Annotated in this window: 18 protein-coding genes and 1 tRNA gene; 13 read left to right on the forward strand and 6 right to left on the reverse strand. The window is 70.0% G+C overall.

Going from position 1 to position 14,997, the window contains the following annotated elements:
• The first annotated feature begins 21 nt into the window (after positions 1-21).
• Complete coding sequence (locus VGN74_RS04840) at positions 22-447, forward strand: hypothetical protein (protein WP_327446231.1); 426 nt, start codon at positions 22-24, stop codon at positions 445-447.
• A 188-nt stretch (positions 448-635) separates the two neighbouring features.
• On the forward strand, positions 636-2,786 hold the full coding sequence (locus VGN74_RS04845) for a sodium-translocating pyrophosphatase (protein ID WP_327446232.1): 2,151 nt from the start codon (positions 636-638) through the stop codon (positions 2,784-2,786).
• Between the two features lie 96 nt (positions 2,787-2,882).
• On the opposite strand, the gene VGN74_RS04850 is transcribed toward VGN74_RS04845, so the two are convergent.
• Positions 2,883-3,362: an outer membrane protein assembly factor BamE gene (locus VGN74_RS04850; protein ID WP_327446233.1), complete on the reverse strand. Its 480-nt coding sequence runs from the start codon at positions 3,360-3,362 to the stop codon at positions 2,883-2,885.
• A gap of 111 nt (positions 3,363-3,473) precedes the next feature.
• Here VGN74_RS04850 and VGN74_RS04855 point away from each other — a divergent pair, with 111 nt between their 5' ends.
• From VGN74_RS04855 to VGN74_RS04885, 7 genes are all read left to right on the forward strand, one after another.
• Positions 3,474-4,001, forward strand: coding sequence for a ubiquinol-cytochrome C chaperone family protein (locus VGN74_RS04855; protein ID WP_327446234.1), 528 nt, complete (start codon positions 3,474-3,476; stop codon positions 3,999-4,001).
• Entirely contained in the window at positions 3,998-4,504 is a 507-nt protein-coding gene (locus VGN74_RS04860) for a DUF177 domain-containing protein (protein WP_327446235.1), read from the forward strand. The genes VGN74_RS04855 and VGN74_RS04860 overlap by 4 nt, the downstream gene beginning before the upstream one ends.
• Positions 4,505-4,605: 101 nt before the next feature.
• The gene (gene plsX, locus VGN74_RS04865) at positions 4,606-5,676 is read left to right on the forward strand and encodes a phosphate acyltransferase PlsX (RefSeq protein ID WP_327446236.1); all 1,071 of its coding nucleotides are present in this window, start codon (positions 4,606-4,608) and stop codon (positions 5,674-5,676) included.
• Positions 5,677-5,693: 17 nt separating this feature from the next.
• The gene (locus VGN74_RS04870; RefSeq protein ID WP_327446679.1) at positions 5,694-6,662 is read left to right on the forward strand and encodes a beta-ketoacyl-ACP synthase III; all 969 of its coding nucleotides are present in this window, start codon (positions 5,694-5,696) and stop codon (positions 6,660-6,662) included.
• Positions 6,663-6,730: 68 nt separating this feature from the next.
• Positions 6,731-7,033: an integration host factor subunit alpha gene (locus VGN74_RS04875; protein ID WP_327446237.1), complete on the forward strand. Its 303-nt coding sequence runs from the start codon at positions 6,731-6,733 to the stop codon at positions 7,031-7,033.
• 5 nt (positions 7,034-7,038) lie between these two features.
• Positions 7,039-7,485, forward strand: a complete 447-nt coding sequence (locus VGN74_RS04880; protein ID WP_327446238.1) for a MerR family transcriptional regulator — start codon at positions 7,039-7,041, stop codon at positions 7,483-7,485.
• A 52-nt stretch (positions 7,486-7,537) separates the two neighbouring features.
• A tRNA-Pro gene (locus VGN74_RS04885) sits at positions 7,538-7,614 on the forward strand.
• Positions 7,615-7,664: 50 nt separating this feature from the next.
• Here the strand turns inward: VGN74_RS04885 and VGN74_RS04890 are convergent.
• Both VGN74_RS04890 and VGN74_RS04895 read right to left on the reverse strand, forming a co-directional pair.
• A complete protein-coding gene (locus tag VGN74_RS04890; RefSeq protein ID WP_327446239.1) occupies positions 7,665-7,865 on the reverse strand; it encodes a DUF2842 domain-containing protein in 201 nt (66 codons plus the stop codon).
• Entirely contained in the window at positions 7,862-8,113 is a 252-nt protein-coding gene (locus tag VGN74_RS04895) for a transglycosylase (protein ID WP_327446240.1), read from the reverse strand. The genes VGN74_RS04890 and VGN74_RS04895 overlap by 4 nt, the downstream gene beginning before the upstream one ends.
• Before the next feature lie 136 nt (positions 8,114-8,249).
• Here VGN74_RS04895 and VGN74_RS04900 point away from each other — a divergent pair, with 136 nt between their 5' ends.
• Positions 8,250-9,350, forward strand: coding sequence for a COX15/CtaA family protein (locus tag VGN74_RS04900; protein ID WP_327446241.1), 1,101 nt, complete (start codon positions 8,250-8,252; stop codon positions 9,348-9,350).
• Here the strand turns inward: VGN74_RS04900 and VGN74_RS04905 are convergent.
• Positions 9,319-10,701, reverse strand: coding sequence for an alkaline phosphatase PhoX (locus tag VGN74_RS04905; protein ID WP_327446242.1), 1,383 nt, complete (start codon positions 10,699-10,701; stop codon positions 9,319-9,321). The two genes, VGN74_RS04900 and VGN74_RS04905, sit on opposite strands and share 32 nt — an antisense overlap.
• A gap of 269 nt (positions 10,702-10,970) precedes the next feature.
• On the opposite strand from VGN74_RS04905, the gene rplM reads away from it, so the two are divergent.
• The 3 genes from rplM to argC all read left to right on the forward strand — a co-directional run bounded on the left by rplM (position 10,971) and on the right by argC (position 13,038).
• On the forward strand, positions 10,971-11,447 hold the full coding sequence (gene rplM / locus VGN74_RS04910) for a 50S ribosomal protein L13 (RefSeq protein WP_327446243.1): 477 nt from the start codon (positions 10,971-10,973) through the stop codon (positions 11,445-11,447).
• Between the two features lie 2 nt (positions 11,448-11,449).
• Entirely contained in the window at positions 11,450-11,944 is a 495-nt protein-coding gene (rpsI, locus tag VGN74_RS04915) for a 30S ribosomal protein S9 (protein ID WP_327446244.1), read from the forward strand.
• Between the two features lie 158 nt (positions 11,945-12,102).
• A complete protein-coding gene (gene argC, locus VGN74_RS04920; RefSeq protein ID WP_327446245.1) occupies positions 12,103-13,038 on the forward strand; it encodes an N-acetyl-gamma-glutamyl-phosphate reductase in 936 nt (311 codons plus the stop codon).
• 3 nt (positions 13,039-13,041) lie between these two features.
• On the opposite strand, the gene VGN74_RS04925 is transcribed toward argC, so the two are convergent.
• Positions 13,042-14,094: a patatin-like phospholipase family protein gene (locus VGN74_RS04925; RefSeq protein ID WP_327446246.1), complete on the reverse strand. Its 1,053-nt coding sequence runs from the start codon at positions 14,092-14,094 to the stop codon at positions 13,042-13,044.
• Between the two features lie 17 nt (positions 14,095-14,111).
• Positions 14,112-14,960 carry a 3-hydroxybutyrate dehydrogenase gene (locus VGN74_RS04930; protein WP_327446247.1) on the reverse strand — a complete coding sequence of 283 codons (849 nt, stop codon included), beginning with the start codon at positions 14,958-14,960 and terminating at the stop codon, positions 14,112-14,114.
• Positions 14,961-14,997 lie beyond the last annotated feature (37 nt).

A 14,997-nucleotide genomic window follows, 5' to 3' on the forward strand; every position in this document is an offset into this window, starting at 1 on the left:
TCGATGTGCGAGGCTTGTCGCATGAAGCGCCGTGACCTGATCGCCGCCGCCGCTGTCACCGCCGCCGCCGGGCCCGCCATGGCCGCCGGCCCGGGCGGCGGGGGCTCCTCCGAACCGCCGATGCTCAGCCTGCTGTCGGTCGGCCTGCCGGTGATCGCCGAAGGTCGCGTGCGGAACTATGTGTTCATGACCATCCGGCTGCACATCGCGCCCAACAACGATCTCGCCCCCCTGCGGCTCAAGGAGCCGTACTTCCGTGACGAGCTGGTCAAGGCGGCGCACCGCACGCCGTTCACGGTCGCCGGTGACTACAGCCGTCTCGACGTGGCAGGCATCAGCCGCGTCCTGACCGCGGCCGCCACGCGGCTGGTCGGGCGGGGGGTCATCACCCGCGTCGAGGTCGTGTCGCAGCTGCCGCGTCGCCGGGCCCGCGCGCCGGCCGCCTGAGGCCGCAACCCCGATCCTTAATCAGTCGTTGCGCGTCCGCCGCGCTTTTGGCACCGTCTCGCCGCATTTCCCCATGGACGCGATCTTGCGTCCTTCGCGCACGGGGGGACCGGAAGGCGGACAAGAGGCGATGACGCCCGCCGCGCCAAGGGCCGCGCGCTGAACTGCAACTAGGGTTGGAAAACGCAATGACGTCATATCTCTGGCTGGTCATCGCGGCCGGCGCTCTGGGGGTGCTTTACGGCGCCGTCCAGACCGTCGCCCTGATGAAGGCCGATGCCGGCAACGAAAAAATGCGCGAGATCGCCGCGGCGATCCAGGAAGGGGCTTCGGCCTATCTGCGCCGTCAGTACACCACCATCGCCATGGTCGGCGTGGTCATCCTCATCGCCGCCTGGCTGCTGATCGGCACCTGGGCCGCGCTCGGCTTCCTGATCGGCGCCGTGCTGTCCGGCGCCGCCGGCTACGCCGGCATGCTGATCTCGGTCCGGGCCAATGTCCGCACCGCCCAGGCCGCTTCCCAGAGCCTCGCCAAGGGGCTGGACCTGGCGTTCCGCTCGGGCGCCGTCACCGGCCTGTTCGTGGCCGGCGGGGCCCTCCTCGGCGTGGCCGGCTACTATGCGGTCCTGACCGAAGGTCTGGGGCTGGAGAGCACCGGGCGCGAGGTCATCGACGGTCTCGTGGCGCTGGGCTTCGGCGCCTCGCTGATCTCCATCTTCGCCCGTCTGGGCGGCGGCATCTTCACCAAGGGCGCCGACGTCGGCGGCGACATGGTGGGCAAGGTCGAGGCCGGGATCCCGGAGGATGATCCCCGCAACGCTGCGACCATCGCCGACAACGTGGGCGACAACGTCGGCGACTGCGCCGGCATGGCCGCCGACCTGTTCGAGACCTATGCGGTGACCACGGTCGCCACCATGGTGCTGGCAGCCATCTTCTTCCGCGGCCAGCCCTATGTCGACGCCCTGATGCTGCTGCCGCTGGCTATCTGCGGCGCCTGCGTCGTGACCTCGATCCTCGGCACCTTCTTCGTCCGTCTGGGCAAGAACAACAACATCATGGGCGCCCTGTACCAGGGGCTGATCGTGACCGGCGTGCTGTCGGTCGGGGCCCTGTGGTTCGTCGTCAACGGTCTGATCGGCGGTCCTGTCACCACGACGGCCGGCGACATCATCCTGCCGATCAACCTGTTCTGGTCGGGCCTCATCGGCCTGGTCGTCACCGCCGCCATCGTGGTGGTGACCGAATACTACACCGGCACCGGCTTCCGGCCGGTCAAGTCGGTGGCCAACGCCTCGGTCTCGGGCCACGGCACCAACGTCATCCAGGGCCTCGCCGTGTCGCTGGAATCGACCGCCATCCCGGCGCTGATCATCATCATCGGCATCGTCAGCACCTTCCAGCTGGCCGGCCTGTTCGGCATCGCCATCGCCACCACCACCATGCTCGGCGTCGCCGGCATGATCGTGGCCCTGGACGCCTTCGGCCCGGTCACGGACAACGCCGGCGGGATCGCCGAGATGGCGGGGCTGCCGCCCGAGGTCCGCGTCTCCACCGACGCCCTCGACGCGGTCGGCAACACCACCAAGGCCGTGACCAAGGGCTACGCCATCGGCTCGGCCGGTCTCGGCGCCCTGGTGCTGTTCGCGGCCTATACCGAGGACCTGCGCTACTTCTCAGCCAATCCGGGCGACTATCCGTTCTTCGCGGATCTGGGCGCGGTCGCCTTCGACCTGTCCAACCCCTATGTCGTGGTCGGGCTGCTGTTCGGGGGGCTTCTGCCCTTCCTGTTCGGCGGCATGTCGATGATGGCCGTGGGCCGGGCGGCCGAGTCGGTGGTGGCCGAGGTGCGTCGCCAGTTCCGTGAGAACCCCGGCATCATGACCTTCAAGGTCAAGCCGGAGTACGGCAAGGCGGTCGACATCCTGACCTCGGCGGCGATCCGCGAGATGATCGTGCCGTCGCTGCTGCCGGTGCTGTCGCCGATCGTCCTGTTCACCGTGGTGCTGATGATCCAGCCGGACAAGGCCAACGCCTTCGCCGCGCTCGGGGCCATGCTCATGGGGGTGATCGTCACCGGCCTGTTCGTGGCCATCTCGATGACCTCGGGCGGCGGCGCCTGGGACAACGCCAAGAAGCTGATCGAGGAGGGCTACACCGACAAGACCGGCGTGGTGCACAAGAAGGGCTCCGAGGCCCACAAGGCCGCGGTGACCGGCGACACCGTGGGCGATCCCTACAAGGACACCGCCGGTCCGGCCGTGAACCCGATGATCAAGATCACCAACATCGTCGCCCTGCTGCTGCTGGCGGTGCTGGCGAGCGGCAAGATCGTCTGATCGACGGCGCTTCAACGACAAACGCCCCGGAGAGCGATCTCCGGGGCGTTCTTTTTTGTCGTGGACACGCCCGGGGCTGAAGCCGGGCGGCCCGGATCAGTCGGGGCGGCGCTGGCCCGGGACGTTTTCCTCGGTGCGCGGCAGCTGGCCGCGGCCGACGTTGCCGAGCAGCTGTTCGAGAATCGTCAGCTGACGGCCCCGGGTCGGGGTCTGGCGGTCGTTCATGGCGATCTGCTCGCCGGCCTCCAGGTCCAGCTCGCGCACCTCCAGCACCTTGTCGTCCGCTTCATTGAAGGTGATGGCCGTGACCGAACGCTGGGCCACCTGGGCCCGGTTGAAGGTGTACTGCTCGGTCGTCTGGGTGATGTAGTACCAGACGTTCTCGCCCTCGAAGACCGAGGTGGTCGACGGCGAGCCCAGCTTGGCCAGAACGGTGGACTTGTCGTCAGTGCCGGCGACGATGTCCGTCGGCATGACGTCGATGGGCTGGAAGCCGTTGCGGCCGACCGTCGGGGCGCAGGCGGCCACGGCCGTCGCCGTCGCGAGCGCCGCCAGGACTGGGAAGATGCGAGCCATGCGGTTCCTCTGGTGGGTGCGGTCGTGCGCCGCTGGGGTCCCTCGGACCTTTGACCTATCGTCTGCGGAGCCCTAGTTCAACGGCGCGGCGGAAAGAGGGCCGTGAACCCGATGCTGAAATCCCTGTTCCGGCCCCGCGCCGTCCGTCTCTCGATCGAGCACCTGTACGCCCAGGCGGCGACCCAGGCGCGCGCCCCGGCCTTCTACACCACGCTGGGCGCGCCGGATCGCATCGATGCGCGGTTCGAGCTCTACACCCTGCACGTGCTGCTGCTGGTCATGCGCCTGCGCGACGAGGGGCCGTCCGGGGCGGACGCGGCCCAGGACCTGTTCGACGTCTATGTCTCGGCGCTGGACCATGCCTTGCGCGAGCTCGGGGTCGGCGATCTGTCGATCGCCAAGAAGATGCGCAAGCTGGGCGAGTCGCTCTACGGGCGCATGACCGCCTATGAGGCCCCCCTGCGGGCCGGGGATACCGCCGGTCTGGGCGAGGCCTTCGCCCGCAACCTGTTCGAGTCGGACGACGCCCCCGGGGCGCCGGCCCTGGCCGCCTACGCCGTGGCCAGCCGGGCGCGGCTGGCGGTCCAGCCGATCCGGGACTTGCAGTCGGGCCCCGACTGGGCCGACATCACCGCATGACCCTTCCGAGCGAGCCCCTGCGGCTGAACCAGATCGGCCCCGGCGTCAGCCGCAGCCTCACCGCCGACGCCGCCGCCTGCGAGGCCGTGCGCCGCGATCTCGGCCTCGGGGCGATCCGCGCCCTGTCCGCCGAGGTCGGCATCGCGCCTGCGGGCGAGGGCTGGCGCCTGTCCGGACGGGTTGTGGCCGACCTCGACCAGGTCTGCGGCGTGACGCTCGAACCGCTGCCGACCCGGATCGATGCCCCGTTCTCGGTTGATCTGGTTGAGGGCGAGCCGCCGGTCGAGGACGGCGAGGTCGACATCGATCCGGATCATGACGGTCCGGACTGGGTCGTCGGCCACATCGATCTGTGGGCCTATGCGCTGGAGCATCTGGCGCTGGCGCTCGACCCGTTCCCGCGCAAGCCGGGCGCAGTGTTCGTCCAGCCGGAGGAGGCGGCCGAGGTCTCGCCCTTCGCCGTGCTGTCCCGACTCACGCCCCGGCCCGAAGGCGAAGGTTGACCTGACGTCGGTTCCCTTGCATCCCGGCGCGCGCCGGGTATCGTCCGGCACGTTCGCGACGCGCCCGGGTGAGGCTGGACCGGCGCAGGAGCCCTTCACGCGTGACTTCTCCCATCACCCTGTCCCTCGACGCCATGGGCGGCGACCACGGCCCGACCGTGGTGATCCCGGGCCTGGCGGACTACCTCGAGCGCAGCGGCGACCGCAGCGTCCGCTTCCTTCTGCATGGCGATGCGGCGGCGATTGAGGCCGAGCTGAAGCGCCATCCGGCCGTCGCGGCCGTGGCCGAGATCCGGCAGGCCGAAAAGGTCATCGGCATGGACGAGAAGCCGGCCCAGGCGATGCGCCGCGGCAAGGGCTCAAGCCTGTGGAACGCGGTCGAATCGCTGCGCGCCGGCGAAGCCCAGGCGGCGGTGTCTGCCGGCAACACCGGGGCCCTCATGGCCATCTCCAAGCTGATCCTGCGCATGTCGGCTCCGGGTCTGGAGCGGCCGGCCATCGTCGCCAGCTGGCCCACCCTGCGCGGCGTCACGGCGGTGCTCGATGTGGGCGCCAATATCGAGAGCGACGCCGAGCAGCTGGTCGAGTTCGCCATCATGGGCGAGGCCTTCCACCAGGCTGTCCACGGCGTCGAGCGGCCCTCCATCGGTCTGCTCAATGTCGGCTCCGAGGACATCAAGGGGCACGAGGAGGTCCGCGAGGCGGCGCGCGTGCTTCGCGAGGGCGGCCTTGACCTGAACTATCACGGCTTCGTCGAGGGCGATGACATCGCCAGGGGCACGGTAGACGTCGTCGTCACCGACGGCTTCACCGGCAACATCGCCCTGAAGACGGCCGAGGGCGTGGCCCGCTTCATCTCGACCCTGATGCGCGAGGCCCTGACCTCGGATCTGCAGGCGAAGCTGGGGGCCCTGATCGCCATGCCGGCGCTGAAGCGCATGAGCCGGCGCATCGACCCCAGCGCCATCAACGGCGGGCCCCTGCTGGGGCTCAACGGCATCGTTGTGAAGAGCCACGGCGGCGCTGACGCCCGCGGCTTCAGCAACGCTGTCCGCATCGCCATCGATCTTGGCCGCAGCGGCTATCTGGAGCGGGTCAGCCACAGCCTCGGCCGTCTCGCCGCGCTCGCGCCGCCTGTCGCGACCCCCCAGACCGAGGACGTGTCCCAGTGAGTTCCGCCGCCCCCACCGTGCGCAGCGCCATCACCGGCGTCGGCGGCTACCTGCCCGAGCAGGTGGTGACCAATGACGACCTGGCCGCCATCGTCGACACCTCCGACGCCTGGATCCAGGAACGCACCGGCATCCGCCAGCGCCACAAGGCGCGGGACGATCAGCCGACCAGCGACCTGGCGGTCGAGGCGGCGCGCCGCGCCCTCGCCGACGCGGGCCGGACCGCCGACGAGGTCGATCTGATCATCGTCGCCACGACCACGCCGGACATGACCTTCCCGGCAGTGGCCTCGATCGTCCAGCGCAAGCTGGGCTGCCCCGTCGGCATCGCCTTTGACGTCCAGGCGGTCTGCTCCGGCTTCGTCTACGCTCTCAGCGTCGCCGACGGCTTTGTGGCGCGCGGCCACGCCCGCTGCGCCCTGGTCATCGGGGCCGAAGAGATGACCCGGCTGATGGACTGGACCGACCGCACCACCTGCGTGCTGTTCGGCGACGGCGCTGGCGCCGTCGTGCTGGAGCCGCGGCCGGGGCAGGGGACCAAGGCGGACCAGGGCATCCTCGGCTTCGCCCTGCGTTGCGACGGGACCCGCACCGAGCTGCTCTATGTCGACGGCGGCCCGGCCACGACCGGCACGGTCGGCCATCTGCGCATGGCCGGCAACCAGGTGTTCCGCCACGCCGTGGTCAACATTTCCGAGGGCATCACCGCCGCCGCCGGGGCCGCGGGCCTGACCATTCCCGAGATCGACTGGTTCGTGCCGCACCAGGCCAACCAGCGCATCATCAAGGGCGTGGGCGAGCGGCTGGGTCTCGACGAGGCCAAGGTGATCTCCACCGTGGCCCTGCACGCCAACACCTCGGCCGCCTCGATCCCGCTGGCGCTCGACGCGGCCATCAGGGACGGGCGGATCAGGCGCGGCGACCTGCTGATGCTGGAGGCCATGGGTGGCGGCCTGACCTGGGGCGCCTGCGCGATTCGCCTGTAACCTTCTTTGCCCCTTTGATTTCCCGTGGGTTTGGCGTTCAATGCGCCTGAGACGCGAGGGAGGGGCCCATGCATCAGACCGTGACGCGCGCCGATCTGTGCGAGGCCGTGCATGAATCGCTCGGCCTGTCGCGCCAGGAATGCGCCACCCTGGTCGAGCGCACCCTGGAGTTGATGGTCGAGGCGCTTGAGCGCGGCGAGACGGTCAAGCTGTCGGGCTTCGGCGTCTTCCAGGTGCGTGAGAAGCGCGCCCGCATGGGCCGCAACCCCAAGACCGGCGAGCCCGCCGCCATCCATCCGCGCCGCGTCATCACCTTCCGCGCCTCGCAGATCATGAAGGGCAAGGTCGACGGCGCGAACGGCGCGGCCTGACCCCGATGGCGTCCAAGAGTCCCGACGCCTTTCGCACCATCTCCGAAGCGGCCGAGGAGGTCGGCGCCCCGCAGCACGTGCTGCGCTTCTGGGAGAGCCGCTTCACCTTCATCCAGCCGCTGAAGCGCGCCGGCGGCCGTCGCTTCTACCGGCCACAGGACATTGCGGTGCTGAAGGCGGTGCGGCGGCTGCTGCATGACGAGGGCCTGACCATCAAGGGCGTGCTGCGCCTGCACCGCGAGCAGGGACTGAAGCGGCTGGTCAGCTACGCCGATCCGGCGACGGTCCTCGCCTTCCAGGCCGCGCCTGAGGATGCTTCCGACGCCGGCGATCCGGGCCAGGGGCCGCCCCCCGCCGCACGGCTGGACGCCAGCCGTCGCCGGCGTTTGCAGGATGTGCTGGAGCGGATCGAGCAGGCCCGCCGGCGTCTCGAGACGGCGCTGGCGCGCTGATCGCCTTTTTCGCTTGGCGAGGCGACGACGCCGCGTCTATAGGGGGCCCCTTCGGAGCGTGGCGCAGCCTGGTAGCGCACTTGACTGGGGGTCAAGGGGTCGCAGGTTCGAATCCTGTCGCTCCGACCATCTTCCCTGATCCCCAACCCCTTAGGGCCCGGCGGGCCGTCGTGGCGGCGCTATTCCCCGCCCTTCTCGGCCCAGGTCAGCAGCGGCAGGATGGGCACGCCCCAGGCGGTGCCAGCGATGCCGAAATAGAGCAGCTGGGCCCACCAGACCTCGGGGATGAAGGGGGCCAGCGAGATCACGCCCCAGACGTAGACCGTCAGGAACACCAGCACGCCGATCGCGGCGATGGCCCGGCGCAGGCGCGGGTTCATCGCTTGCTCCGGAACAGGAAGAAGGCGATCAGGGCGACGACCGCGCCGACCCAGCTCCACAGGGCCCAGCCCCAGCTCTCGAGCGTCGCCACGGCGAACACCCGCACCGCCAGAAAGGCCCCGCAGCCGGCCCCGGTCAGGGCCACCAGGGTGGCCATGCCGACACCGCGACGCCCGGCCAGCTGGTCCGCCGCCCAGGCGATCGCCACGGTGGCGAGGACCACCACCCCCGCTTCGAGATACTGCACGGCGTCCGCTCCCTGATCCGCTGCGACGCCGAGGAACGTCGCGCCGACTCGATCTTGCCTTAGCGCGGCGCTATCGCCCATGGGAACGGTCGCCGCGTCTGCGGTCGATCCTAACTGTCCCAGTGTCGAGCGTCGAATGCCCGTGTTCACTCCCCCGGATCGATCCCGCCCCGTCGCCCTCTGGCTGGCGGGCGTGGCCACGCTCGTCTTCATCATGGTGATCGTGGGCGGAGTCACCCGCCTGACCGGCTCGGGCCTGTCGATCACCGAGTGGAAGCCGATCATGGGGGCCATCCCCCCGCTCAACGCCGCGGACTGGAACGAGGCCTTCCAGAAGTACCGGGCCATCCCGCAGTACCAGCTGGTCAACGCCGGCATGTCGCTGGACGAGTTCAAGTTCATCTTCTGGTGGGAGTGGGGTCACCGCCAGCTGGGCCGCTTCATCGGGCTGGCGTTCTTCCTGCCCTGGGCGGTCTTCATGCTGCTGCGGTTCGCCCCGCCGGCCTCGCCGCTGCGGGCCTGGGCCATGCCCGACCGCCTCGTCTGGCGCACCACGGCGCTGCTGGCGCTGGGCGGGCTGCAGGGTTTCATCGGCTGGTGGATGGTCGCCAGCGGCCTGTCCGAGCGGGTGCTGGTGGCGCCGGAGCGTCTGGCGACGCACCTCGGGCTCGCCTTTCTGATCTTCGCCGCCCTGATCTGGACGGCGCTGGAGGCCTGGCACGGGGAGAGCCGCAACGTGCCGCCCGCGGGGTGGGCCCGCGGCGCCGGGGCGCTGCTCGGTCTGGTGTTCGTGCAGTGCCTGCTGGGCGCGCTGGTGGCGGGCGGCAAGGCCGGGCTGGTCTATACCGACTGGCCGATGATGAACGGCGCGCTGCTGCCGCCGGTCGACTGGTCGCAGGGCGCGGTCGCCTTCCTGCACGACCAGGCCCTGACCCAGTTCAATCACCGGATCACCGCCTATCTGCTGCTGGCCTTCGTCACCGTCTATGCGGTGCAGGCCTACCGCTGGCGGCTGGCGGAAGGGGCGGGGGCAGGGGCCTATGCGGTCGCCGCCGGGGTCTGGGCCCAGGCGGTTCTCGGCGTCTTCACCCTGATCTGGTCCGTGCCCCTGTGGCTGGGCGTGGCCCACCAGGGCGGGGCGGCGGTGCTGCTGGGGCTGGCGACGCTGAACCTCTGGCTGGTCCTGCGGTCGCAGCCCCGGCGCTTCATGTCCGGACCGAGGTCCACGGGCCTCTGATCGCCAGGGTCATGCCCGGGTACATGATGTTGACGAACAGCACCTCGCCGTCGGGCGAGAAGCAGGCCCCGGCGAACTCCGAGTTGCCGTGGAAGACGTTGCGGCCGATCGTGTAGATCCTGCCCTCGGGCGTGACGCCCTTGAGGTGATTGCGGATCCGGTCCGAATAGTTGTCCTCGCACAGCACCAGATGGCCCCAGGGCGCGATGGTGATGTTGTCGGCCATGTTGACCGTCTTCTCGTCCGTGCTCTCCACGAACAGCTGCAGCCGGTCGGGGCCGCCGTCGAGGTTGGGCTGCAGGCGCAGCACCTGACCGCGACGGATCGGGCCGCCCGAGGTGGCGGTGAAGTAGGCCTCGTTATCGCCCCACCAGATGCCCTCGCCGCGGGCCACGAGGGCGGCCCCGGCGGCGTGGCCGCGCTGGCGCAGGTCGCCAGCCGGCGCCTCGACGTCCTCCAGATCGACCCAGTCCACCTCGACCCAGTCGCCGACGTTCCAGGCGCGCTGGTCCTGGTTGCGGGTGTCCGCGCCGGGCTGGCCGCGCAGGGCCATGGCCTGCAGCTTGCCGCCCTCGGCCAGACGGCCGGGCGTAGTCGGGATGAAGCGGTAGAACAGGCCGTCGTTCTGGTCCTCGGTCAGATAGACGACGCCGCTACGGGGATCGACGCAGACCGCCTCGTGGTCGAACCGGCCCATGGCCTTGAGCGGTACGGGCTCGACGGGCCCGGTCGCCGTGGCCGGCACCTCGAACACCCAGCCATGGGCCTTGGCCACGTCGCCGCTTTCCGGGGTTTCGTCGGTCTCCTCGCAGGTCAGCCAGCTGCCCCAGGGCGTCGGGCCGCCGCAGCAGTTGGTCGAGGTGCCCGCCAGCGTCAGGCGCTCGCTGACGGTCTGGCGCGTGGCGAGGTCGTAAATGACGGTGGTGCAGCCGCCGGGCAGGGGGCGGCCGTTCTTGTAGGTGTCGAAGGCCTTCGACGCGTCGACCATGCTGATCCGCTCCTCGTTCAGCCCGCCGGGCCCGAGGTTGCGGTGCAGGGCGCTGCGCCCGCGCAGTTCGTGGTTGCGGACCAGGGCGACGCGCGTGCCCTCCAGCGGGAAGCAGGCCATGCCGTCCGGCTGTCCCGGGACGAACAGGCCGTCGTCCATGGTGTCGCCGCTCTGGGAGATGATCTGGTAGGTGAAGCCCGCCGGCAGATCGAGCAGGCCGTTGGGATCGCGCACCAGCGGGCCATAGCCCTCGACCTCGTTGACATAGGTCTCGGCGGTCTGGGCCTCGACGCTGCGGGCCAGGCCGGCGAAGGCGAAGGCGACGGCGCCGGTGTTCAGCAGGCCGCGACGATCGATGCGCATGGGGGCACTCCTCTACGAGCGCGCCTTATGCCTCCGGTCGGCGGGGGGGTCATCACCGAACCATGACGGTTTCGGGGGCGGAATCGTCGCAATACGGGCGCTGCGCATATGGTATTTTAATACCGCGCACGAAAAGTATTTTGAAAACAGAAACTTGATCTGATTTCGGCGCGCTTCCCGCTGTTGACCGCGCGCCGCGTCTCCTCTATCAGCGCCGCTCCCGTCGGTCCGGTCTTCCGGTCCGCCCGTCAGTCCCAGGACCCGAACCCATGCTGAAGACCACCACGGCTTCGCTGAAGCCGGCCGAGGTCGAGAAGAAGTGGATCCACATCGACGCCGAAGGCGTCGTGGTGGGCCGCCTCGCGACCTTCATCGCCAACCGTCTGCGCGGCAAGCACCGCGGCGACTACACCCCGCACGTCGACTGCGGCGACTACGTCATCGTCACCAACGTCGACAAGGTCGTGTTCACCGGCAACAAGCTGACGGACAAGGTCTACTATCGCCACACCGGTCACCCGGGTGGCATCAAGGAAGTGACCGCCGGCAAGCAGCTGAACGGCCGCTTCCCCGAGCGCGTGCTCGAGAAGGCCGTCGAGCGCATGCTGCCGAAGGAATCCCCGCTGGCCCGCAAGCAGATGACGCACCTGCGCCTCTACACCGGCGCCTCGCATCCGCACGAAGCCCAGTCGCCCGAGACGATCGACTTCAAGTCGGCCTCGCCCAAGAACACCCGGAGCGTCTGAGCATGACCGACGTGACCCCCACCGACACCGCCACCGGCTTCGACGCCCTGAAGGGCATGGGCACCGCCGCCGCCGAGGACGCTGCGCCCCGCGAGCCGCAGATCGACGCCCTGGGCCGCGCCTATTCGACCGGCAAGCGCAAGAACGCCATCGCCCGCGTGTGGGTGAAGCGCGGCACCGGCAAGATCACCGTCAACGGCAAGGACGTGGCCGCCTACTTCGCCCGTCCGGTGCTGCAGATGATGGTCGCCCAGCCGCTGAACGTGGCTGACCGCGCCACCCAGTACGACGTGATCTGCACCGTCGAGGGCTCGGGCCTGTCGGGCCAGGCCGGCGCCATCCGCCACGGTCTGTCGCACGCCCTGACCCACTACGAGCCTGAACTGCGCAAGGTCCTGAAGCCGCACGGCTTCCTGACCCGCGACAGCCGCGTCGTCGAGCGCAAGAAGTACGGCCGCGCCAAGGCCCGCCGTAGCTTCCAGTTCTCGAAGCGCTAAGCCGCGTCATACGGTCTGGATTCGGGGCGCTTCGGGGAAACCCGGGGCGCCCTTTCTTTTTCCCTTCTCCCGTTGCGGGAGAAGGGAAGGGGCGGCGGAGCGTCTGCCGTCTGCCTGCCACCTTCTCCGGACAGAGCAGACGGGATAGGAGCGGCGGCATGACCCACACCATCTTCATCGACGGCGAGGCCGGGACCACGGGGCTGGACGTGCTGCGGCGGCTGGAGGGGCGGCGCGATCTGGAGCTGATCCTGCTGGGCGAGCGGCGGCGCGAGCTTGAGGCGCGGCGCGAGGCGCTGAACGCCGCCGATCTGGTGATCCTGTGCCTGCCTGACGAGGCGGCGAAGGAGGCGGTCGGGCTGATCGACAATCCCGAGGTCAAGGTGATCGACGCCTCGACCGCGTTCCGGGTCGCTTCAGGCTGGACCTATGGCTTCGCCGAGCTGGCCCCGCACCAGCGCGGCGAGATCATCGGCGCCCGTCGGGTGTCGAACCCGGGCTGCTATCCAACCGGCTTTCTGGCTCTGGTCGCGCCGCTGGTGCGCGCCGGGATCGTGCCGAGGGACCAGCCTCTGACCGTCAATGCCGTGTCGGGCTACTCCGGCGGCGGCAAGGCGATGATCGCCGAGTTCGAGGAGGGGGCCGGCGCGCCGCCGTATCGGGCCTACGGCCTGTCGCTGAAGCACAAGCATGTGCCGGAAATGACCAAGCACGCCGGGCTGGAGACGCCGGTGCTGTTCGCCCCGGCCGTCGGAGCCTATCGGCAGGGCATGCTGGTGGAGGTCCCGCTGCACCTGTCGGCCCTCCCGGGCTCGCCCTCGATCGAGGTGGTGCACGGGGCGCTCAGCGAGGCCTATGCCGGGTCGCGCTTCGTCGAGGTGGTCGATCTGGAGACGACCGAGGCCATGACCGGCCTGTCGCCGGAGGGGCTGAACGGCACCAACCGGCTTCGGCTGCATGTGTTCGGCGACCGCGGCGGGGCCCAGGTCCGGCTCGTGGCCCTGCTCGACAATCTCGGCAAGGGCGCCTCGGGCGCCGCGGTGCAGAACCTCAACCTGATGCTGGGGCTGCCCGAGGACGCCGGGCTCGCCTGACGGTCAGAGGAAGCGGGCCTTCAGGTCGACGCTGGAGCGCTGGCCCACGGCCGGCAGACAGGTGTCCAGCCAGGCTTCGGCGGCTTCGCGCCCTCGCGCCTTGAGCTCCTGCAGGAAGGTCCATTCCGTGTCGAACTTGGAGCTGAGGCTCAGCTTGCCCAGGTAACTGTCGGCCTCGATGGCGTGCATCAGCACCCGCCGGTAGCGGCCGCGGGCGGTCTCGTTGAGCAGCCCCTCGTCGAGCAGCTTCTGCACGAAGGCGATGGCCCGCAGCTCGGCGGTCAGGGGGGCGTTGAAGGCGATCTCGTTCAGGCGGTCGACGATCTCTCCGGCCTTCTTCGGCGTCTCGTCGCGCCGGAACGGGTTGAGCGGCAGCAGCAGGATGTCCCGGGGCAGGTCGCCGCTGAACAGCGGCCAAAGCGGCGGATTGGCGAGGTAGCCGCCGTCCCAGTAGTCCTCGCCGTCAATCTCGACGGCCTGGAACAGGTGCGGCAGGCAGGCCGAGGCCAGCAGCACCCGGTCGGTGATCTCGGCATTGGTGAAGATGCGCGACTTCGCCCGCTGCACCGCCGTGGCCGCGACGAACAGCCGGATCGGCGAGGCGCGTACCGCCTCGAAATCGATCGCCGCCTTCAGCGCCCGGTCCAGCGGGTTCAGGTTGAAGGGATTGAACTCATAGGGGCTGAGCGACAGGGCCAGGGTCTCGCCGGCGCGCCACAGGGGGTTGTCCTTCAGCCAGCCGCCGCCGAAAGCCGCGGTCCAGATGTTCGAGTCCCCGAAGACATTGCGGCCGCCGGACTGGTTGATCTCGCGCCACAGCTTGTCGAGGGCGGCGCGACCGCCCTCGGGGCCGTCGGCGGCGAGGCCGGAGAGCAGGGCCGCGCCGTTCATGGCCCCGGCCGAGCTGGCCGTCACGGCGCGGATGTCGAGCACGTCGGCTTCCAGCAGCCGGTCCAGCACGCCCCACTGGAAGGCGCCGTGGGCGCCGCCGCCCTGCAGGGCGAGGCAGACGGGCGCGCGGGCCGGCGTGTCGGGGCGTCTGAACGGGTTCCGCACGCCCCCTCCTGTCACCGCTACTGGGCGGTCCAGCCGCCGTCGATGGAGAAGCTGGCGCCGTTGGCCGAGGCCCCGAGGTCGGACACCAGATAGAGGAACAGGCCCGACAGCTCCTCGGTGGTGACGAACTTCTTGGTCGGCTGGGCCGCCAGCATCACGTCCTCGACCACCTTGTCCTTGCTGATGCCGCGGGTCCGGGCCTGGTCGGCGATCTGCTGCTTCACCAGCGGCGTCTCGACATAACCGGGGCAGATGGCGTTGCAGGTGATGTTGTCGCGCGCCACTTCCAGCGCCACCGTCTTGGTGAAGCCCAGCACCCCGTGCTTGGCGGCGACGTAGGCCGACTTGAACGGGCTGGCGACGAGGCCGTGGGCCGAGGCGACGTTGATGATGCGGCCGCGCCCTTGGGCCTTCATGATCGGGATCGCCGCCCGCGTGGCGTAGAACACCGACGACAGGTTGATGGCGAGGATCTTCTCCCACTTGTCGGACGGGAAGGTCTCGACCGCCTCGACGTGCTGGATGCCGGCGTTGTTGACCAGAATGTCCAGGCGGCCGAGCTGGTGCCGGGCGAAGGCGACCATGTCGGCCACCTCGTCGCCGCGGGCCATGTCGGCGGCGTGGTAACGCACGCGCACGCCGCAGGAGGCCTCCAGCTCGGCGCGGGTGCGCTCGATCTCGGCCGGATCGCCCAGCCCGTTCAGCACCACGTCGGCCCCGTGGCTGGCGGCGGCGCGGGCCAGGGCCAGGCCGATGCCGGACGTCGAGCCGGAGACGACGCACACCTGCCCCCGCAGGTCGCCGGGGGCGCGCGGGGCGGCGTCGGCTTGGGGAGCGGCGTCGCCGCGCTTGGACCAAGGGAACATGGGCAATCCGGACTGCTGCAGAAGGCGACAGGCTAGC

Origin of the sequence: Brevundimonas sp., from assembly GCF_035998205.1 — a bacterium.
Lineage (GTDB): Bacteria > Pseudomonadota > Alphaproteobacteria > Caulobacterales > Caulobacteraceae > Brevundimonas.